The sequence below is a fragment of the Nitrosomonas sp. Nm34 genome (assembly GCF_900113925.1).
GTDB lineage: Bacteria > Pseudomonadota > Gammaproteobacteria > Burkholderiales > Nitrosomonadaceae > Nitrosomonas.
Genome location: NZ_FORD01000002.1, coordinates 87,018 through 106,745 on the forward strand (window position 1 = coordinate 87,018; position 19,728 = coordinate 106,745).

Here is a 19,728-nt window from a genome sequence, read left to right on the forward strand (position 1 = left end):
TGGGGTACACCTACGTGACTCTCTAGATCATCAATACTTTTAAGAGTAATCGATAACATGACTAAGTGGAAAGTTAGCATCCGAAGCGGATTAGTAAGCATAATGTTGTTAGTGTGGGCAGTACATTCCGAAAATTTGCCAGCACAAATCATTCCTGCTCATAAACCTGAATCTCTTGGCAGTGATTCTGCGCGGGAATGTGTGCCAGTAGCGCAGTGGGTTATCCCGGGGAAGGGTAAGACTGACTTATCCGATATTATTAAGCATGCAGCAAATCAATCGGTCATTTTACTAGGTGAAACCCATGTTAATCGGGAGCACCATCGTTGGCAATTACAAATGCTGGCAGCGTTGTATGCTGCTCGTCCCGATATGGTAATTGGTTTCGAAATGTTCCCACGTCGGGTCCAGAGAGTACTCGATCAATGGGTGGCGGGTGAGCTATCTGAAGCTGCTTTCCTGAAAGCTTCAGAATGGGATACGGTATGGAGAACAGATGCCAGTCTTTATCTGCCATTATTTCATTTTGCACGCATGAATCGTATTCCGATGCGAGCACTTAATATCGATACCAAACTCAGAAAGCAGGTAGCTGAGAAAGGCTTTGACAGTATTCCCGAGAATGAACGTGAAGGCGTAACGCGTCCAGCACCTCCTAGTTCCGGATACCTTGATTTTTTGTTACCCATATATCAGTCACATGATCGTAAAGATAAGAAAAAGGAAAGGAATAGTCGTTATGATCCTGATTTCTTACGATTCGTTATTGGTCAGCAATTATGGGACCGGGCAATGGCTCATGAAATTCATGGGGTATTTAGCACGCAGGGTCAAGGGAAAAGTCCGCTAGTGGTTGCTATTATGGGATCGGGTCATATCATGCATGGTTTCGGTGTTCCTCATCAATTGAAAGATCTGGGGATAACAAAAATTACTTCATTATTACCATGGGATACCAACAAACCATGTCAACAATTAGTGGCAGATTATGCTGATGCCGTTTTTGGCGTTAGCCCGGCTAGTGCGGAAACTACACCTTTGCGCCAGCGACTGGGTATTCGTTATGAGATGGCTTCACAGGATGGCGGAGCGCGTGTGCTGGAGGTTGAAAAAGGCAGTATTGCCGAGAAAGCTAATATGCTGGAAAACGATATCATCACTGAGATCGCAGGCTTATCAGTGATGGAAATGGGAGACCTCATTGCTGTGGTCAAACGTCAGGCGCCAGGTACGTGGTTGCCACTCAAAGTCAAGCGCGGGAATGGCGAGATTGAGATTGTTGCCAAGTTTCCTGCACTAGAAAAATAAACAAATTATTAAGATGGTTTGTATTCCATTTCTGAATTATAAATGACGCGAAGGCGAGTCGCGGACAATGTCCATAATACGGCAAGGCGAAGCCGACAAAGTCAGGTTTGATTTAGAAATGGGATAGCAGCAATCATGATTTTTTATACGATGTATGTGATTGTGATATTTCTTCTCGGAGAATACTTAACAAAACTCTTTGCTTTTTTCTTTTGGTTTATAAAGCGTAAAATCCAGTTGATGCCTCTGAAGAAGTTTATAAAATTCTGTTCGATTACGTTTAGCTAATCTGGCTGCTTGCGTTACGTTGCCTGCAGTGATTTTTAGTAAACGTACCAGATAATTTCTTTCAAACTGTTTGCGTGCTTCTTCAAATGATACGAGTTGCGCTTCCTCCTGATGCATCGCATCATAGACCAGTTGATATGAAATAAGAGGGTTCGCGCTCAGGACGACGCTTTGTTCTATGATATTCATTAATTGTCGAACATTACCCGGCCATGAAGCACTGAGCAAAAGATTGGTCGCTTCCGGCGAAAAACCATTGATTTCTTTCTCGTATTTTTCAGCAAAGGTACGAAGAAAATAATTAGCCAGCAAGGGGATATCTTCACGGCGTTGAGCTAATGAAGGAATTGTTAAACCAACCACATAGAGCCGGTAATACAGATCCTCACGAAAATTTCCTGCCGTAATCTCAGCTTTGAGATCACGGTGAGTAGCAGAAATAATCCGGACATCAATTGGGATTGGCTGCGTAGACCCGACGGGTCTGATGATCCTTTCTTGCAGGGCATGCAGTAACTTTACTTGCAGTAGCAGCGGCATATCACCAATTTCATCAAGGAACAATGTGCCCCCTTCGGCTAATTGAAACAGACCTTTATGGTCCCGGATAGCGCCGGTAAAAGCCCCTTTGACATGTCCAAATAGCTCTGATTCCAGTAATTGCTCAGGGATGGCTGCGCAATTGATGGTAACAAAAGGTTGGCGGCAACGCTTGGATGCTTGATGAATAGCACGTGCAAATAATTCTTTGCCAACACCACTTTCTCCAAGAAGTAGCACGCTCGCATTTCCTTCCGCAACGCGTTCTACTTTGGTCAGAATATCTTCCATTTCAGCATTTTGGGTAATGATACTTTTACGCCATACAACTCGTGATTCCTCACAGGATTCGTTATTTCCGCTATTGCACGTAAGTCTGAGAGCCTGATCTATTTGATCGAGCAAAGTTTTTGGATCATAGGGTTTGGTGAGGTAACCAAAAATACCACGCTGAACTGCGGCGACCGCATCCGGGATCGTGCCATATGCTGTCAGAATAATGACCGGTAGCGTTGGGCTGGCTTGATGAATATGTTCAAATAAAGCCATACCATCCATCCCGCTCATTTGCATGTCACTGATGACGAGATGGGGCCGTGTGATATCGAGGCAGTTTAATGCGGCTTCTGCACTGGTAGCCACGATGGTTTCAAATCCTGCAGCCGTTAAACGTATCGAGAGTAATTCAAGGAGGTCTGAGTCGTCATCGACAATTAAGATTTTTTTAGACGGTACCATATGTTTTCATTCAGGGTGTTATTCTACGGATTGGATGCTTTTCCATGTTCTTTATCGCGTCTATTCTATTTTGCAATGTTTGAATGTGTTCTTCCAATGCTTGTATTTGCTCATCTGAAGCTTTTAATTTTTGAGAAAAATTTTTCGCATCAGCTCTTGCAATTTGCTGTTCTCTGAGTAGCGATATGAGTAATTTCCTGAAATCAGCTACGTTAGTCGACATTGTAATATCTTGTGGCCAATTATTCAGTAAATCGAGCGCAGCCTGAATATTTGTAAAAGATGTTTTGGGTAAACTGATAAGTAAAATATATTTTAGACGACTTTTCGCATCGGAATTTTTCCTATTAAAATGTTTCTTGGTAGAGTTGTATTCCGCGACTAGTTGAGCAGCATTCTTTTTTTGCAGCTGACCATAATACAACATCAATTCATCTAATGTATCATACTGATCCAATTTATCTTGCTGGGAAACTGGCTTGTCAGCAGGGTCTGGTGATGGATAAGTAGTCGCTGTTGTACACCCAATTAATACAACAAAAAATATAGAAAATAATAGCGACTTTGAAGCAACATTCATGGCTGAACCTCAGGATCTTGAATAGGCAGGGTTAGGCAGAAATGCGCTCCCTGACCGCCATGTTTAACAAGTTGAATATTCCCTCCGTGTGCAAGTGCATATTCCCTGGCAATTGACAAGCCAAGCCCGGTTCCTCTGATATGGCTATTAGGTTTGCTACGCCCCCGATAAAAGGGTTCAAAAATTTTATCCTCATCGGTGATATCAATCCCGCTACCATAGTCGATGACATCGAGTTGGATAGTTTGATCCATTTGTATCGCAGAGATCTTGATGCAACTGTCTTGTGGAGAGAATTTTATGGCATTTGATAAAAGATTATCAATTATAATACCAATTTTTTGTTTGTCGCATTCGAGCATGAGATCTGGGCATGTTAAATCGATTTTTATCTTTCTACTCATGATAGACAGATTCTGATCTTTCAAGACAGTGGTGATGATATGAGCAAGGTTTGTGCGCTGCTTAATCAGTGCTACTTTGTCTGCCTGAAGAGCACTAAAACTTAATAAATCTTCGATACGTTTCTGCAATTGGATGCTACTGGTTTGGAGAATATCAACAATTTGTTGCTGTTTTTTATTAAGATCGCCGGTTACTCCTTCTGCAAGGAGATTTGTTCCCTCACGAATAGCGGAGAGGGGTGTCTTAAGTTCATGGGAGACTTGTCGTAGAAATTGAATTTTCTGTTCTTCCAATTTGAGCAAGCGGCGACGCATCCAATCTAGGCGAGAACCCAGGTATTTTAAATTTTCAGGACCAGCAATTTTTACTGCGCTAGATAATTTACCTTGTCCCATATTATAAATTGCTTCGTCAAGCTGACGAAGCGGTCGTGCTATGAATACTGAGAAAGCGAGAGCGAGCAAAATAACAAATGGGATCAGAATGAGTAATTCCCACTCAACCAAAGTGCGAGTACGTAAAGCCATCTCACTCATTTCATTTATTTTCTGTCCAATTATCCGATAATTTTCTGTAGAGAAATTCTGTGCAAGGATAAGCAGATTAGCAAATTGGTTGAGTAAATCTCGAAGACTCTGAGGAGTATTATATGAAGTCAGTATTTCACGAAAAATGGTTGCCTCTAATAATTGTAATTTTTCCAATAAAAGCTGTTGTTCCAGGTAGGGAGAAGCTTCCATAAGCTTTATCGCCGTTTTCTCAAAATTGGTATGTGCCTGAAAATAACCTTCGAGTAAGGATATGTCTTCCAAAATATGCGCGTGCTGTACACTCCGCTCCATCACGATAATTTCATCAATCAAGATACTGCTGCCATGAGTAATTTCTGTGGCCTGATAGATGGTTTGGCGGCTCTGCTCGGCAAGCTGATCAATACGTATGGCGCTGTAGATTAGCGCAGCGATTAAGGGTAATCCTACTATCGAAAACCCGAGCAAGATCAATTTAAGAAAGGATGTGGGATTGTGACGTAGCTCTGCTTGAGGGGTAATATCCGGTTTATCATCCGTTTCTGGCGTAACAGAATCTATCGTGCTTCTCAATACTTCTATCCTCTATACTATCTCATCGATTAGGTTGCTATAAAGCTATCAACGTTGCCGCTGCGGCGTTAAAAACAGGCTCAAAATGCTCATTTAGTAGATATAAATTTGGCTTCTTTGATCTGTTTTTGTTTATTATTGACTGCCTCGAAAATATTTTCTAACAGCCTGCTAGAGTCTGTCTGTGTTTCTTATCTAAGAAGAAGATATGAGCCTTAAACTACAGCTCATTATACCGGCAAGGGAATTTTTCTGATAAAAGTATCAGAAGTAAACGACAACTCCTGGATTTGTTGTGCTTATTGCCTATATGGGTACCGAATTTTCTGAAGCCAATTCAAATTCTTTTCGTCTTAAGATTGTATTCTGGGCTTGCGGTAATAGATTTGGATAATCAAGGCTGTAGTGCAAGCCACGGCTCTCATGGCGAAGCATGGCACTTTGCACAATCAAATCAGCCGTTGTAACTAAGTTACGTAATTCTAACAAATCCCCTGTCACGCGAAAATTAGTATAGTACTCATTGATTTCTTCCCGTAGCAGGTTTATGCGGTGTTGAGCGCGTTGCAGGCGTTTATTGGTTCGTACAATTCCCACGTAACTCCACATGAAGCGGCGTAGCTCGTCCCAGTTATGTGAAATAACGATTTCCTCATCTGCATCTGTCACGCGACTTTCATCCCATTTGGGAAGTGAGATGGGAGGGACAGGTGATAAACTGAGAATATCCTCGGCTGCAGCCTGGCCGAATACTAAACACTCTAATAAAGAATTACTGGCTAACCGGTTAGCGCCATGTAATCCAGTATGAGCAGTTTCGCCTATGGCATATAAGTTGCCTAGGTCAGTTTTGCCTTTCCGGTCCACAACGATACCGCCACATGTGTAATGTGCAGCGGGAACGACTGGAATGGGTTGGCGTGTAATATCAATTCCTAATTCGTGGCATCGAGTATAAATAGTAGGAAAATGCTGCTTGAGAAACTCGGATGATTTATGAGAAATATCCAGATAGACGCAATCAAGACCTCTTTTTTTCATTTCAAAATCAATAGCACGTGCCACAATATCGCGTGGTGCCAGTTCCGCACGTTCATCATGCCACGGCATAAAGCGTTCCCCATTAGGAAGTTTTAATAGTCCGCCTTCACCTCTAACAGCTTCACTGATCAGGAAAGATTTAGCATGGGGATGATAAAGGCAGGTAGGGTGAAATTGGATGAATTCCATATTGGCTATCCTGCAGCCTGCACGCCATCCCATAGCGATGCCGTCACCCGTGGCGGTATCGGGATTGGTTGTATAGAGATAGACTTTTCCCGCTCCCCCTGTTGCTAAAACCGTGTTGTGGGCAGAAATGGTGTGAATTGTATCTGCTTTGATATCTAATACATAAGCACCATAACAGCGGGCATTCTCATTCTGCTTATCAGCATGATGAGCCAATTTAGAACTTGTGATCAGGTCAACTGCAATATGATGCTCGAGTATGGCAATGTTCGGGTGGGTGCGAATTTTTGTGCTGAGTGTAGATTGTACTGCTTTCCCGGTGGCATCATTGATGTGAATAACTCGCCGTACACTATGCCCACCTTCTCGGGTGAGGTGATAGCCGGTTTCATGATTGCTATCACGTGTAAAGTTGACCCCTTGAGAAATGAGCCATTTGATAGCTTGTGGTCCGTTTTCAACGACACAGCGGGTAATTGCCTCATCACATAAGCCGGCACCAGCCACTAATGTATCGCGAATGTGAGCATCAGCAGAATCCTCCATTGAAAGTACGGCAGCAATCCCGCCTTGTGCCCAAGTACTGGAGCTATCCTGTAATGATCGTTTAGTGACAATGGCTACTTTCTGATTTTGTGCTAAATTAAGCGCGAGTGTAAGCCCGGCCAGACCACTGCCGATGATCAGCGTATCAAAATGATATTGTTGCATGGGTTATTTTAATTTATTTGTAAACTGAAGCTACTTTATTTAATCATAACTCAATAACTAAAGTTTCGTTGACTTCGTTGCAATGCTTATTAATAAAAGCAGTGAACTAATCAAGCTACTTTATTGTCTTTAGTCCGGCTTCGGATAGTTCACGGCAGATCCCCGAACGATGTATACTTTATTGAGGGTTCAATTGTTATCTATTTTTAATTTCGGGGAAAAAACAGCATGGGTGATCGTGAAATCGATCAACAATTGGTTGAGCGCGTCCAACATGGCGATAAGCATGCTTTTGATTTACTGGTGATCAAATATCAGAGAAAGCTGGCACGTTTGTTATCACAGTTTATTCGTGATGCTGCTGAGGTTGAAGATGTCGCCCAGGAAACTTTTATTAAGGCATATCGTGCTTTACCATCATTTCGTGGTGAAAGCGCCTTTTATACCTGGCTATATCGTATTGGTATCAATACAGCCAAAAACTTTCTGGTATCCCAAGGAAGAAAAGTGCCCACGACTGTTAGCGAATTTGATAATGAAGAAGCAGAGAATTTTGAAGAAGCAGGTAGATTACGAGAAGTTAGTACACCAGAAAGTGAACTGATGACCAAACAAATTGCTCAAACGGTTAATCAATCATTAGACGCATTACCTGAGGAATTAAGGACGGCAATTGTTCTGAGGGAAATTGAAGGTTTAAGTTATGAAGAGATTGCGAGTATTATGAATTGCCCTATTGGAACAGTTCGCTCTCGCATATTTCGTGCACGTGAGGCCATAGCTGAAAAACTGCGGCCTTTATTAGGAACAAGTAAAGACAAGAGGTGGTAATGAAGGGGTGGTTTTATGAAAAATAAAATGTCAGAGCTGATGGACGGTGAATTGGATCCGGTGGATGCTGATGAGGTGATTACAGAGTTAAAGAAAAAGCATGATTTATTGAATGATTGGGCAACCTATCATATGATCGGTGAAGCACTGCGACAGCCAGCAGTATCATTCCACATCAATGTGGCGAGTCGAGTAAGTGAACGCTTAATAAGCGAACCGACCTTATTTATGCCGCGTGTATCACAAGCACACAAGCGGAAATTTGTGACACTTTCAGCGGCTGCATCCTGTGCTGCCTTAGTAAGTGGCTGGTTAGTGATGCAAATAGCAGATGTTCAGCAAGAAGTGCTTGTTACCGAGAAAGTGAATAATAAGGCAGTTGTTCAAGTTGATCATCCGGTAGCTTTCCAGCCTTCCCCAGCCTTTTCGCTTCCATTTACACTTCACCATCCAGGTGATTATTCATTGATCCATAGAGAACTTTCACCTCATACGAAGATGCAAGCACCTATAACGGGTGTACATCAGGTTGAAAGCAGGGAAGAGAAATCCAGATAAGGTGTGGGGTAAGCTTTCAGGATTGAAATGTTATGGATAGTCCACAGGCTATTTGTTTGATCGAAGGGTTTTGTTGATTTCGACCAAACAAATAGCTGTTATCGTTTGTTATTGGTAAGATTTAATTGCACCTCTATTTGATTATTATGTTTTCAGTATTTTACCCATTTTTTTTATCAAGAAAAAATATGCCAAAAATTGTTCTACTGTGCTTCCTGACACTCTGTTCCATCGGTTTTGTGCATTCAAAGGAGCTGCCTGATTTCACAGGTCTGGTTGAGCAATATGGAGAAGCAGTGGTAAATATTAGTACAGTACAAACACAACAGATTACAGGAAATCAGATTTTTCCTGAAATTCCTAATATTCCAGAAGATTCCCCTTTCTACGAATTTTTTCGCAGGTATATGCACCCATTCTCAGGTCCTAAGAAGTATGAATCCAAATCATTAGGGTCTGGTTTCATTATAAGTAAGGATGGATATATTCTAACAAATGCGCATGTCGTCGAAGCTGCCAACCAGATTAATGTCAGATTAACCGATAAAAGAGAATTTAATGCACAGGTTATTGGTACGGATCGTAAAACTGACGTCGCGCTTATCAAGATTGATGCGAAAGACTTGCCTGTGGTAACTCAGGGTGATCCGGAAAAGCTCAAGGTAGGGGAGTGGGTCATTGCTATTGGCTCTCCTTTTGGTTTCGAAAATAGTGTAACTGCAGGGATAGTCAGCGCGAAAGGCCGCTCGCTTGCGCAGGAAAGCTATGTTCCCTTTATCCAGACGGATGTGGCGATTAATCCCGGTAATTCTGGCGGTCCTCTTTTTAACATGAAGGGTGAAGTAGTCGGTATCAACTCGCAGATTTATAGCCGAACAGGTGGTTTTATGGGGTTGTCTTTCGCTATTCCGATCAACGTGGCAACAGAGATAGCTACTCAACTTAAGGAACATGGGAAAGTCTCACGCGGGAAAATAGGCATTATGATTCAGGAGATGACTGAAGAGCTGGCTGAATCCTTTGGCTTATCTCAAGCACGCGGAGCACTGGTTGTTTCTGTAGAAAAAGATGGTCCAGCAGACAAAGCAGGTATCGAAGTGAAAGATGTTATTTTGAAATTCGACGGCAAGGATATTGCTGTTTCCAGTGATCTGCCGCGTCTTGTCGGAAACACTAAACCTAAATCTAAAGTACCTGTGCAAGTCTGGCGGGACGGTGCCACTAAGAATTTAACTGTTTTGGTAGGGGAAATGCCATCAGATGAAAGTGATCGCAGCCGCAAACAAAGTAAGGTCCCTGATACTTCGAATCCACTCGGGTTGGCTCTGAGTGAACTCTCTGATAAACAAAAGCAACAACTGGGTATCGAGAATGGTTTGCTGGTTGAGGAAGTACAAGGTGGCATTGCAAATCGTGCTGGTATACGCCAGGGTGACATTATTCTTGGTTTTAATAGCCAGGATGTCACAACCGTCAAACAGTTTAATCAGTTGCTTAGCAAGGTTGAGAAAGGGCGAAATATTGCGCTATTGATAAAAAGAGGCGATATGACTACTTTCATTACGATGAAACTCGATAATTAAAAGCGTATATACCGTTAATTGTATGGATAGAAAAAAGCTCATTGTGTATGGTCGAAGGGATTGTCATCTTTGTCAGGAAATGATTGCATCATTGCAAAAATTACAGAAGCAAATCGAGTTTCAATTTGAAGTGATTGATATCGATAGCGATCCTCAGCTGGTAAATCAGTATAATGAGCGAATTCCAGTATTGGTGTCAGCAAATGATAAACAAGACGAAATCTGCCATTATTACCTTGATGAAGCTGCATTAGATGCGTATTTTGCTAAAATTCGATAGAATGCTGTCGGTTAGTAATAGCGACTATTTTATTTACAAGTAAATTAGATCTGCATCGAGCACCAGCAAATATTCCCGACTGACATTTAAAATCCCAATCGAATGCAACACATTCGCAATTTTTCTATTATCGCGCATATTGATCACGGTAAATCTACATTAGCTGATCGCATCATACAGTTTTGTGGTGGTTTATCTGATCGAGAGATGGAAGAGCAAGTGCTCGACTCTATGGAGTTAGAGCGTGAACGCGGCATTACCATTAAAGCGCAGACAGTTGCTTTAAAATACCAGGCACGTAATGGTCAGACTTTTCTGCTGAATTTGATTGATACACCGGGTCATGTCGATTTCTCCTATGAAGTGTCCCGCTCCTTAGCTGCCTGTGAAGGGGCTTTATTGGTCGTAGATGCTTCTCAGGGAGTAGAAGCTCAAACGGTAGCGAATTGCTATACCGCAATCGAGCAGGGCGTCGAGGTGATACCGGTCTTGAACAAGATTGATTTGCCTGCAGCTGACCCGGACCGAGTGATTGCAGAAATAGAAGATATCATCGGGATAGAGGCAACAGATGCTTTGCGCGTGAGTGCTAAGACAGGTCAAGGCATACAGGATATGCTGGAAGTAGTTGTTAAGCGTATCCCCGCCCCTAAGGGAGACCCAAATGCACCATTGAAAGCACTCATTATTGACTCGTGGTTTGATAATTATGTGGGTGTTGTCATATTGGTACGGGTGGTCGATGGCGTATTGAAAGCCGGCAACAAAATCATGCTCATGGCTAGCCACGCGGCTTATCTATGTGAACAAGTGGGGATATTTTTACCTAAAGCAGAAAATCGTGATTCGCTGAGTGCGGGTGAAGTGGGTTTCGTTATCTCTGGTATTAAGGAATTGAAATCAGCCAAGGTAGGGGATACCGTCACCTTGGCTGATAATCCTGCCGCTGAACCTTTGGTTGGATTTAAAGAAATCAAACCACAAGTATTTGCCGGGCTTTATCCGGTCGAATCCAATCAATATGATGCCTTACGCTCTGCATTAGAAAAACTGCAATTGAATGATTCATCGCTACAGTTTGAACCCGAGACGTCTCAAGCGCTTGGCTTTGGTTTCCGTTGTGGCTTTCTAGGTTTGCTCCATTTGGATATTGTTCAGGAGAGGCTGGAGCGGGAATATGATATGGATCTTATCACCACTGCGCCAACCGTTATTTATCAGGTTGCGTTGCGTGATGGGACAGTGATTGAAATTGAGAACCCATCCAAAATGCCCGACCTCTCTAAAATTGAAGAGATTCGAGAACCGATCATTACCACAACGATATTAGTGCCAGAAGAATATGTGGGGACTGTGATGTCGCTATGCACCGGTAAGCGTGGGGTTCAGAGAAATATGCAATATATGGGCAGGCAAGTGATGCTTGTTTATGAAATGCCGCTAAATGAAGTTGTCATGGATTTCTTTGATAGACTCAAATCGGTTAGTCGAGGTTATGCTTCGCTGGATTATGAATTCAAAGAATTTCGCGCCGCGGATTTGGTGAAACTCGATATATTGATCAATAGTGAAAAAGTGGATGCACTGTCATTAATCGTGCATCGTGCTAGTAGCCAACAAAGAGGTCGTGAATTAGCACAAAAAATGCGTGAGCTTATTCCCCGACAAATGTTTGATATCGCGGTGCAGGCAGCCATTGGGGCTCATGTCGTGGCAAGAGAAAATGTTAAAGCGTTGCGTAAGAATGTTTTGGCCAAATGTTATGGTGGAGATATCACGCGTAAACGTAAACTGCTTGAGAAGCAGAAGGCAGGAAAAAAGCGTATGAAACGCGTCGGTAATGTAGAGATTCCCCAGGCGGCATTTTTGGCCATTCTGCAGGTTGGTAAATAATTAACTGCTGAAAAATTAAATCAATTGAGTGATAAACATGAAAATTTGCCCTCCCCATTATGTTATATGCTTCTTGCTAGCTCATGAGGGGAAATGAAATGAATTTTCCTTTAGTATTATTAATTTTACTGGTGGTGACTGGCTGTATCTGGTTGCTCGATTCCCTTTTTTTCAAACACAAACGCGCAGCGGGTGCCACAGAGCCTTGGTGGGTGGAATATCCTAAAAGTTTTTTTCCCATCATCCTGATTGTTTTTTGTCTTCGCTCTTTTCTGGTGGAGCCTTTCAAAATACCTTCGGGTTCGATGATTCCTACTTTACTGGTGGGAGATTTTATCCTGGTAAACAAGTTTACCTACGGGATCAGATTGCCTGTTATCAATCACAAGATCATTGAAATGAATCAACCCAAACGTGGAGAGGTGATGGTATTCCGTTATCCGGAAGATCCATCGATAGATTATATTAAACGAGTAATTGGTTTACCTGGAGATACGGTTACGTATCGTAATAAAAAGCTCAGCATTAATGGGGTGCCAGTAGAAAGAGAGTTGAATGGAGATTACAAATATATTGAATCAGGTTTGGCTTATGTATACACCCAGCGTTTTAAGGAACTTATAGACGATAAAAGTTACAGCATACTTATCAATCAAGGAATGCCTAATATGCTGTTATCTAGCGTACATTATTTTCCCTTCAGAGAGAATTGCGCATTCGATATGAGGGGATTTACTTGTAAAGTGCCAGAGGGGAATTATTTTACGTTAGGGGATAATCGTGATGGCAGTAGCGATAGCCGTTATTGGGGTTTTGTTCCAGAGAAAAATATAGTGGGGAAAGCTTTTATGGTTTGGTGGAATTTTAGTGATTTAAGTCGAATTGGCTTGTCAATAAATTAATGATGCGGGAGCGGACTTGGAGTAAGGAAGATGCGCCATGTAATGAGAAAACAACAACAAGGTATCAGTCTTTCTGGCATGCTAACCTGGTCAGCTGTAGTCGTGATATTTGCGCTTCTAGGAATGAAATTACTTCCCTCCTATATGGAATATGCTGCTATCAAGCGAGCGTTGGTTGCCATCGCCAGTGACCCAGGCTTGCAGAATGCTCATCCTGGGGAAATACGCCAATCATTCGGTAAGCGTGCCGTTATCGATCAAATTACCGCTGTCAATAGTCACGATCTTCAAATTAGTAAAGTAAGGGAACAAACAGTTTTGAGTGTAAGCTATTCCGTTAAAACTCCTTTATTTGCTAATATTTCGTTATCTATTGATTTTAATGCTGCCAGCAATCGATGAGCTCACATAGCTTAAATATGCGTCGTCCACAAAATTTTCCGGTAAAAGATCAGAGCGATTTCTTTCACAAAATCGGCTATGTTTTTAAGCAACCGGAATTGTTGCAAGAAGCACTAACACATCGCAGCTTCGGTTATCCGAATAACGAGCGCCTTGAGTTTCTCGGAGATAGCGCATTGAATTGTGCAGTGTCAGCCTTACTGTTCAAAGAGTTTCCGCTCTTACCAGAAGGCAATTTATCCAGGCTGCGCGCTAATCTTGTTAACCAGCAGGCATTATTTGAGCTCGCATCGGCACTTGGATTAGGTGATTTAATCAGGCTGGGTGAAGGAGAACGAAAAAGTGGAGGACATTACCGGCCTTCAATTCTTGCCAACGCGCTGGAAGCAGTGATAGGCGCCATTTACCTGGAAGGTGGGTTCATTGAAGTAGAAAATTTTGTTAACAATCTTTACAAGCCGTTGTTACACAATTTAGATCTGGAAACTTTAGGTAAAGATCCCAAAACGATGCTGCAGGAATATCTGCAGAGTCGCAGGGTAGCCTTGCCGGAATATACTGTCATCGCTACAAGCGGAGAAGCACATCGGCAGAAATTTAGAGTGGAATGCGCCATTGCAAAGTTTAATGTTCGAGCTGTTGGCGAAGGAACAAGCCGCCGCAGGGCTGAGCAGGAAGCTGCAAAACAGGCGTATGAATTAATCGTTCATTATTAATAGTCGCCAATGCTTCAATTACCAGGAGCGCCTATATAACCTTTATTTTTTTTAAGTCCTCCCCCAGCCTTGAACCATTTTATTCGTACTCATGCCTTTAAGCTACCCACTTTATAAGGGTAGTTTTAGGGACCAAGTGATTTACGAATTCAAGCTATTACCAAACCAACATAACGCTAAATAAAATAGAAATATCTCCATTTATGGCTTCCCCTCATTTCAGAACTGGTTATGTTGCCATTGTTGGACGTCCTAACGTCGGTAAATCAACTTTACTTAACCATTTAATCCAACAAAAAATCAGCATTACTTCTAAAAAGGCCCAGACCACGCGCCATCGGATCAATGGTATTTTAACCGATGAGCAATCTCAATTTATTTTTGTAGATACACCCGGTTTCCAGACACGCCATAGCAGCCAGCTTAATCAAATAATGAACCGAACGGTCATTCAAAGCATACGCGAAGTCGATATCATTCTCTTCGTGATCGAAGCCATACGATTTGATGAACGTGATAAAGGGGTATTAAAACTCTTACCTGCCGACCGACCCGTTATCCTTGTGATCAATAAAGTAGATCAATTGGCTCAGAAAACTCAATTACTTCCATTCATGGAAAGTATGGCTAAGGAATTTAGCTTTGCTGGCATTATTCCAGTCAGTGCGGCGAGAGGAATACAACTGACTGAACTCATCGATATGGTTCGGCCTTATTTGCCAGAAAGCCCGCCTTTGTTTGGCGAAGACGAAGTTAGTGATCGCAGTGAGCGTTTTCTTGCAGCTGAGATGATACGTGAGAAATTATTTCGTTTAACGGGGGAAGAGATCCCTTACTCGACGACGGTGCGCATAGATCAATTTACAGTAGAAGGAAATCTGCGCAGAATTTTTGCCTGCATTCTGGTGGAAAAATCCAATCAGAAAGCCATCGTTATTGGCAAAAATGGTGAAAAACTTAAAATAATTGCTACCCAGGCGCGGCAAGATATGGAAAAATTATTTGGCAGCAAGGTCTATCTTGAAGTATGGGTCAAGGTGAAAAATGGCTGGGCTGATGATATTAATACATTGAAGAGTTTAGGGTATGAATAAGATTGAAGAATCTAAATGATTAATAAAAACGATACATTCACGTATGGAGCTAACAGTAACAGGAAAGCTTCTCAATTTTTGTTTACAGGTACGTAACCATCATGATTGCTTTGGGTGTGAATATTGATCATGTCGCGACATTGCGCCAGGCGCGCGGAACGGTCTATCCAAGTCCAGTGGAAGCAGCATTGGTTGCTGAGTCTGCAGGAGCAGATGCGATTACGCTCCACTTGCGTGAAGATCGAAGACATATTCAGGATCGGGATGTGGAAGTTTTGCGCGAGCGACTTCAAACCCGAATGAATCTGGAAAGTGCCGTGACTGAAGAGATGATTGCCTTTGCCTGCCGTATCAAACCACATGATGTGTGTCTCGTTCCAGAGCGCCGTGAGGAATTGACGACGGAAGGGGGGCTGGATGTGGTACGACACTTCGAACAGGTGAAACAGGCTTGTAGTAAGTTAACGGATGCCGGTATTCGTACATCCTTATTCATTGATGCGGAGTATGAGCAGATAGAGGCTGCGGCAAGAGCCGGTGCGCCGGTAATCGAAATTCATACAGGTCATTATGCCGATGCTAACAATAATGAGATGCAGCAATGCGAGCTGGAAAAGATTTGCACCGCTGTTGCCTATGGTCTGAGTCGAGGATTAAAAGTCAATGCTGGTCATGGGCTGCATTACCAAAATACCCAGCCAATTGCCGCGATACATGGTCTTTCAGAACTCAACATCGGGCACGCGATTGTGTCGCATGCATTATTCGTTGGCTTAGCCCAAGCGGTTAGGGAAATGAAGCAACTCATCCAGGAAGCCAGTCAATGATCTATGGCATCGGTACCGACATCGTCGAGCCTTCCCGTATTGCTCAATCACTGGAAAAATATGGCGAACGTTTTGCGCGTAGGCTGTTAGCCGAGCATGAATGGTCTGATTATATTAAGGATGCTAAGCCAGTGATGTTTCTAGCAAAACGGTTTGCAGCCAAAGAAGCGCTTTCCAAAGCCATGGGTACTGGCTTGCGACCTCCTGTCACGTTAAACAATATATCGGTTGCTCATACCCCTCTTGGCCAGCCGTATTTTCGCTTTCATCCTGAATTGGCCGAATTGATCCAGCGTGAAGGAATCATTGGGCATCACCTTTCCCTCAGCGATGAATTGAATTTGGCCAGTGCATTTGTCATCCTGGAGAAGGCATGATGTCGCTGGGCCCTGTGATGCTCGATATCGCGAGCACTCAATTATCACCCGAAGATAAAGCAAGACTACTTCATCCTCTCACGGGAGGCGTTATCTTGTTTACCCGTAATTATGATTCAGTTGAGCAACTGACCTCCTTGACCGCCGAGATTCACGCACTCAGAACCCCACCGTTACTCATTGCTGTCGATCATGAAGGTGGCAGGGTACAACGTTTCCGCAAAGATTTTACTCCACTCCCCGCGATGCGCAAGCTGGGAAGGATATGGGACAAATCTCCCCGCCGGGCACGTCATCTGGCACAGCAAGCAGGGTATGTGCTGGCAGCTGAATTATCTGTATGCGGTATTGATTTGAGTTTTACTCCGGTACTTGATGTCGATTTTGGGCAAAGTAGTGTGATTAGTGATCGCGCTTTCCATCGTATCCCGCAAGCCATTGCTGAGCTGGCGCATAGCTTGATGCTGGGTTTGAAATCAGCAGGCATGGTGGCCGTCGGTAAGCATTTTCCGGGGCATGGACATAGTCAGGCAGATACGCATTTTGAGATCGCTGTGGATGGCCGTACCTTTGCCGATATCGAGCTGGATGATCTGATTCCATTTCGTCAGATGATTGGTTTTGGTCTGGCAGGCATCATGGCAGCCCATGTCATCTATCCCGAAATGGATAGACATCCTGCCGGCTTCTCCAACTTCTGGCTAAAAAATATTTTACGCAATAATTTGAGGTTTGATGGCTGTATTTTTAGTGATGATTTGAGCATGCAAGGCACGAAAGGATATGGCAGCATTACTGAGCGTGCTGAGGCAGCATTACAAGCAGGGTGCGATATGGTACTGGTATGCAATGATTTTCAGGCGACTGATCAATTGCTGGAAACATTGCAATGGGAAATTTCTGCTGCAAGTGTGGCGCGGTTAGCACGTATGCGTGGACGACGTCATGTGCCTTCAATGATAGTGCTCCATGACGATGCAAATTTCATGCTGGCTGCCAGGGAAATCAATGAAATTGGAATAGACGGTCAGCAATTGCTATTTTAATTGAATCAACCTCAAATGTACCTTCTTGATAGATTGCCGTGTGGAAGGCATTGTCATTGAAACGATAGTTTCTCATGACGAATTTTCCTTCGTTTATAACGACTCATTTTTATAAGGTGATTCATGACTAAATCTTTTGATGTGGCTGTAATTGGCGCAGGTCCCGGCGGTTATGTGGCGGCTATCCGTTGTGCTCAGTTGGGTCTTAATACTGTTTGTATTGATGAATGGAAAAATGAGCAAGGTGTAGCGAGTCTGGGAGGCACTTGTCTTAACGTAGGGTGTATTCCATCCAAGGCGTTACTGGAGTCTTCCGAGAACTATGCACGTGCTGCGCATAAATTTATTGATCATGGCATTCATCTGGAAGGTTTGTCCATGGATGTGCCGGTGATGATTGCGCGCAAAAATAAAATTGTGAAGGCTTTTACCGGCGGGATTGCCATGCTGTTCAAGAAGAATAAGGTGACTTCTTTGCATGGCAGGGGCACTTTGCTTAAACAGGAGAACGGTCTCTGGAAAATTCAGGTAAAGAATAATTCTGAGGTCGAAGAAATTCAGGCTGAATACATCATCATTGCAACCGGTTCAACACCCCGCCAATTGCCCTTCATCGAAGTAGATAATCATCGCATACTGGATAATAGCGGTGCGCTGGCGCTAACAGAAGCACCCAAACGTCTCGGTGTCATTGGCGCAGGCGTGATTGGCCTCGAGATGGGCAGCGTATGGCGTCGGTTGGGCGCGGAAGTGACTGTGCTGGAAGCGCAGCCAAATTTTCTCATGGCCGCAGATGAACACATTGCCAAGGAAGCACAGAAAATCTTCACACGTGAGCTTGGTTTAATCATTCAGACGGGCGTCAAGATCAAATCGATCCAGGTTGAGGGGCAGCAAATAGTGGTTGATTATGCTGACGCTAAAGCTGATCCACAAAAACTGGAAGTCGATAAATTGATTGTCGCAATTGGCCGAGTTCCCAATACAGTGGGTCTGGCTACAGACGAGATTGGGTTAAAAATAAATGAACGAGGTTATATTGAGGTCGATGAGCACTGCTGCACTAATCTGTCAAAAGTATATGCCGTTGGCGATGTGGTCAGAGGTCCGATGCTGGCACATAAAGCGTCAGAAGAAGGCGTGGCTGTAGCAGAAATGATCGCTTCCACTAAGCAAGGTGATGCCAACGAGTCTGCTAAAGTTAATCTGGATATTATTCCATGGGTCATCTATACCTCACCGGAAATCGCCTGGGTAGGAAAAACAGAGCAGGAACTTAAATCGGCCGGTATTGCTTATCGCGCCGGACAATTTCCCTTTATGGCGAATGGGCGCGCACGTGCCCTGGGAGAAACCAGTGGTTTTGTCAAGGTGCTTGCTGATGCTGATACAGACCGTATTCTGGGCATCCATATGATCGGCCCGTATGTTTCTGAAATGATTGCAGAAGCCGTGGTTGCGATGGAATTTGCTGCCAGTAGCGAAGATATTGCCCGCATCATTCATGCGCATCCTTCGTTATCTGAGGTATTACATGAAGCCGCTTTAGCAGTAGATAAACGTGCGTTGCATATCTAATCATCAACTAAACTTGTCAATTAGCTAGCCAGTTATACTGCCGGATAATCGCTACCCCACCTTGCAAAAGAGCACAATGTGGGGTTAGCTGTTATTAATATTTTACACACTGAGTTTTATCAGGATTGACAGCGCAGGACCAGGTTGTCTGGCGGATACCGGCTGCTTTATTGAATAGGAACTCAGCTTTCTGCTGTTTGAGCTGCTCGGCTGTCGGCGTCACTTTCTCAGGGATGGAGCGTTCCTGAGTCCAGAATCTTATCCGGCAGAATTCAGTTGCTTTGCCGCAAATCTGAGTGATGGCAGCGCTATAGACCGTTTTATCCATTTCTTTGTTCAGGTCGACCAGTACCATATGGACAAATTTACCTGAAGTTCCTATTTCCAACACGCGGACCACTCGCCACCCTAAGCCGCTTGGCAACGATTCAGCTGCTTTTGGCGCAGCAGTTTCTTCAGAGGATGAAGCAGCTTCTTGAGAGGATGGAGCAGCTTCTTGGGGAGAGGAAGCAGCTTCTTGAGAAGATTCTGCTGATTCTGTTTCCTCAGATTGTGCCTGAGCTGCCCATAGTAACGTCATTGCAAGAAACATGCTGCCGATTAATTTTTTGTTCATTCGTTCTCCTGATATCCTTCTTTCTCTTCTAAATAAAAGTGTTTCTGTTTCTGATTCTCAATTCTACCTATTTCAGATAGATATGAACAGTCAACAGATGATGGTAAATTTGTACCCAAAGA

Annotated in this window: 19 protein-coding genes; 14 read left to right on the forward strand and 5 right to left on the reverse strand. The window is 43.3% G+C overall.

The genetic code is table 11. The features are described 5' to 3' along the window. Positions 1–57: 57 nt before the first annotated feature. Positions 58–1,308, forward strand: a complete 1,251-nt coding sequence (locus BM283_RS01460; protein WP_090688237.1) for a ChaN family lipoprotein — start codon at positions 58–60, stop codon at positions 1,306–1,308. Between the two features lie 186 nt (positions 1,309–1,494). Here the strand turns inward: BM283_RS01460 and BM283_RS01465 are convergent, their stop codons facing one another. The 4 genes from BM283_RS01465 to nadB all read right to left on the reverse strand — a co-directional run bounded on the left by BM283_RS01465 (position 1,495) and on the right by nadB (position 6,903). After that, entirely contained in the window at positions 1,495–2,874 is a 1,380-nt protein-coding gene (locus BM283_RS01465; protein WP_090688240.1) for a sigma 54-interacting transcriptional regulator, read from the reverse strand. Positions 2,875–2,884: 10 nt separating this feature from the next. Next, entirely contained in the window at positions 2,885–3,454 is a 570-nt protein-coding gene (locus BM283_RS01470) for a hypothetical protein (protein WP_090688243.1), read from the reverse strand. Next, entirely contained in the window at positions 3,451–4,962 is a 1,512-nt protein-coding gene (locus BM283_RS01475; protein ID WP_254776077.1) for a HAMP domain-containing sensor histidine kinase, read from the reverse strand. Before BM283_RS01475 ends, BM283_RS01470 begins: the two co-directional genes overlap by 4 nt. A 306-nt stretch (positions 4,963–5,268) precedes the next feature. Beyond that, positions 5,269–6,903 carry an L-aspartate oxidase gene (gene nadB, locus BM283_RS01480; protein ID WP_090688246.1) on the reverse strand — a complete coding sequence of 545 codons (1,635 nt, stop codon included), beginning with the start codon at positions 6,901–6,903 and terminating at the stop codon, positions 5,269–5,271. Positions 6,904–7,131: 228 nt separating this feature from the next. Here nadB and rpoE point away from each other — a divergent pair, with 228 nt between their 5' ends. From rpoE to lpdA, 13 genes are all read left to right on the forward strand, one after another. Beyond that, a complete protein-coding gene (rpoE, locus tag BM283_RS01485; protein ID WP_046851869.1) occupies positions 7,132–7,734 on the forward strand; it encodes an RNA polymerase sigma factor RpoE in 603 nt (200 codons plus the stop codon). A 15-nt stretch (positions 7,735–7,749) separates the two neighbouring features. Then, complete coding sequence (locus BM283_RS01490; RefSeq protein ID WP_090688250.1) at positions 7,750–8,292, forward strand: sigma-E factor negative regulatory protein; 543 nt, start codon at positions 7,750–7,752, stop codon at positions 8,290–8,292. 188 nt (positions 8,293–8,480) lie between these two features. Next, positions 8,481–9,875 (forward strand): DegQ family serine endoprotease, encoded by a 1,395-nt coding sequence (locus BM283_RS01495; RefSeq protein ID WP_090688253.1) that lies wholly within the window; start codon positions 8,481–8,483, stop codon positions 9,873–9,875. A gap of 22 nt (positions 9,876–9,897) precedes the next feature. Then, on the forward strand, positions 9,898–10,155 hold the full coding sequence (locus BM283_RS01500; protein ID WP_074664707.1) for a glutaredoxin family protein: 258 nt from the start codon (positions 9,898–9,900) through the stop codon (positions 10,153–10,155). A gap of 102 nt (positions 10,156–10,257) precedes the next feature. After that, positions 10,258–12,048 (forward strand): translation elongation factor 4, encoded by a 1,791-nt coding sequence (lepA, locus tag BM283_RS01505; RefSeq protein ID WP_090688255.1) that lies wholly within the window; start codon positions 10,258–10,260, stop codon positions 12,046–12,048. 98 nt (positions 12,049–12,146) lie between these two features. Further along, entirely contained in the window at positions 12,147–12,950 is an 804-nt protein-coding gene (gene lepB, locus BM283_RS01510; RefSeq protein ID WP_090688258.1) for a signal peptidase I, read from the forward strand. Between the two features lie 42 nt (positions 12,951–12,992). Beyond that, positions 12,993–13,352, forward strand: coding sequence for a DUF4845 domain-containing protein (locus BM283_RS01515; protein ID WP_254776079.1), 360 nt, complete (start codon positions 12,993–12,995; stop codon positions 13,350–13,352). 17 nt (positions 13,353–13,369) lie between these two features. Further along, complete coding sequence (gene rnc / locus BM283_RS01520; RefSeq protein ID WP_175491996.1) at positions 13,370–14,068, forward strand: ribonuclease III; 699 nt, start codon at positions 13,370–13,372, stop codon at positions 14,066–14,068. 203 nt (positions 14,069–14,271) lie between these two features. Continuing rightward, positions 14,272–15,162 carry a GTPase Era gene (era, locus tag BM283_RS01525; RefSeq protein ID WP_090688265.1) on the forward strand — a complete coding sequence of 297 codons (891 nt, stop codon included), beginning with the start codon at positions 14,272–14,274 and terminating at the stop codon, positions 15,160–15,162. Positions 15,163–15,263: 101 nt separating this feature from the next. After that, complete coding sequence (pdxJ, locus tag BM283_RS01530) at positions 15,264–15,989, forward strand: pyridoxine 5'-phosphate synthase (RefSeq protein WP_090688268.1); 726 nt, start codon at positions 15,264–15,266, stop codon at positions 15,987–15,989. After that, entirely contained in the window at positions 15,986–16,366 is a 381-nt protein-coding gene (acpS, locus tag BM283_RS01535; RefSeq protein ID WP_090688271.1) for a holo-ACP synthase, read from the forward strand. The genes pdxJ and acpS overlap by 4 nt, the downstream gene beginning before the upstream one ends. Next, the gene (gene nagZ, locus BM283_RS01540) at positions 16,366–17,412 is read left to right on the forward strand and encodes a beta-N-acetylhexosaminidase (RefSeq protein ID WP_090688275.1); all 1,047 of its coding nucleotides are present in this window, start codon (positions 16,366–16,368) and stop codon (positions 17,410–17,412) included. The genes acpS and nagZ overlap by 1 nt, the downstream gene beginning before the upstream one ends. 123 nt (positions 17,413–17,535) lie before the next feature. Then, positions 17,536–18,990, forward strand: a complete 1,455-nt coding sequence (gene lpdA, locus BM283_RS01545) for a dihydrolipoyl dehydrogenase (RefSeq protein ID WP_090688279.1) — start codon at positions 17,536–17,538, stop codon at positions 18,988–18,990. Between the two features lie 94 nt (positions 18,991–19,084). On the opposite strand, the gene BM283_RS01550 is transcribed toward lpdA, so the two are convergent. Beyond that, positions 19,085–19,606: a hypothetical protein gene (locus BM283_RS01550; RefSeq protein ID WP_090688282.1), complete on the reverse strand. Its 522-nt coding sequence runs from the start codon at positions 19,604–19,606 to the stop codon at positions 19,085–19,087. Between the last annotated feature and the right edge of the window lie 122 nt (positions 19,607–19,728).

Excerpts from the sequence above, each read along its gene's own strand:
- BM283_RS01460 (WP_090688237.1), top strand. The coding sequence starts at position 58 with ATGACTAAGTGGAAAGTTAGCATCCGAAGCGGATTAGTAAGCATAATG.
- BM283_RS01465 (WP_090688240.1), bottom strand. The coding sequence starts at position 2,874 with ATGGTACCGTCTAAAAAAATCTTAATTGTCGATGACGACTCAGACCTC.
- BM283_RS01470 (WP_090688243.1), bottom strand. The coding sequence starts at position 3,454 with ATGAATGTTGCTTCAAAGTCGCTATTATTTTCTATATTTTTTGTTGTA.
- nadB (WP_090688246.1), bottom strand. The coding sequence starts at position 6,903 with ATGCAACAATATCATTTTGATACGCTGATCATCGGCAGTGGTCTGGCC.
- rpoE (WP_046851869.1), top strand. The coding sequence starts at position 7,132 with ATGGGTGATCGTGAAATCGATCAACAATTGGTTGAGCGCGTCCAACAT.
- BM283_RS01490 (WP_090688250.1), top strand. The coding sequence starts at position 7,750 with ATGAAAAATAAAATGTCAGAGCTGATGGACGGTGAATTGGATCCGGTG.
- BM283_RS01495 (WP_090688253.1), top strand. The coding sequence starts at position 8,481 with ATGCCAAAAATTGTTCTACTGTGCTTCCTGACACTCTGTTCCATCGGT.
- BM283_RS01500 (WP_074664707.1), top strand. The coding sequence starts at position 9,898 with ATGGATAGAAAAAAGCTCATTGTGTATGGTCGAAGGGATTGTCATCTT.
- lepA (WP_090688255.1), top strand. The coding sequence starts at position 10,258 with ATGCAACACATTCGCAATTTTTCTATTATCGCGCATATTGATCACGGT.
- lepB (WP_090688258.1), top strand. The coding sequence starts at position 12,147 with ATGAATTTTCCTTTAGTATTATTAATTTTACTGGTGGTGACTGGCTGT.
- BM283_RS01515 (WP_254776079.1), top strand. The coding sequence starts at position 12,993 with ATGAGAAAACAACAACAAGGTATCAGTCTTTCTGGCATGCTAACCTGG.
- rnc (WP_175491996.1), top strand. The coding sequence starts at position 13,370 with ATGCGTCGTCCACAAAATTTTCCGGTAAAAGATCAGAGCGATTTCTTT.
- era (WP_090688265.1), top strand. The coding sequence starts at position 14,272 with ATGGCTTCCCCTCATTTCAGAACTGGTTATGTTGCCATTGTTGGACGT.
- pdxJ (WP_090688268.1), top strand. The coding sequence starts at position 15,264 with ATGATTGCTTTGGGTGTGAATATTGATCATGTCGCGACATTGCGCCAG.
- acpS (WP_090688271.1), top strand. The coding sequence starts at position 15,986 with ATGATCTATGGCATCGGTACCGACATCGTCGAGCCTTCCCGTATTGCT.
- nagZ (WP_090688275.1), top strand. The coding sequence starts at position 16,366 with ATGTCGCTGGGCCCTGTGATGCTCGATATCGCGAGCACTCAATTATCA.
- lpdA (WP_090688279.1), top strand. The coding sequence starts at position 17,536 with ATGACTAAATCTTTTGATGTGGCTGTAATTGGCGCAGGTCCCGGCGGT.
- BM283_RS01550 (WP_090688282.1), bottom strand. The coding sequence starts at position 19,606 with ATGAACAAAAAATTAATCGGCAGCATGTTTCTTGCAATGACGTTACTA.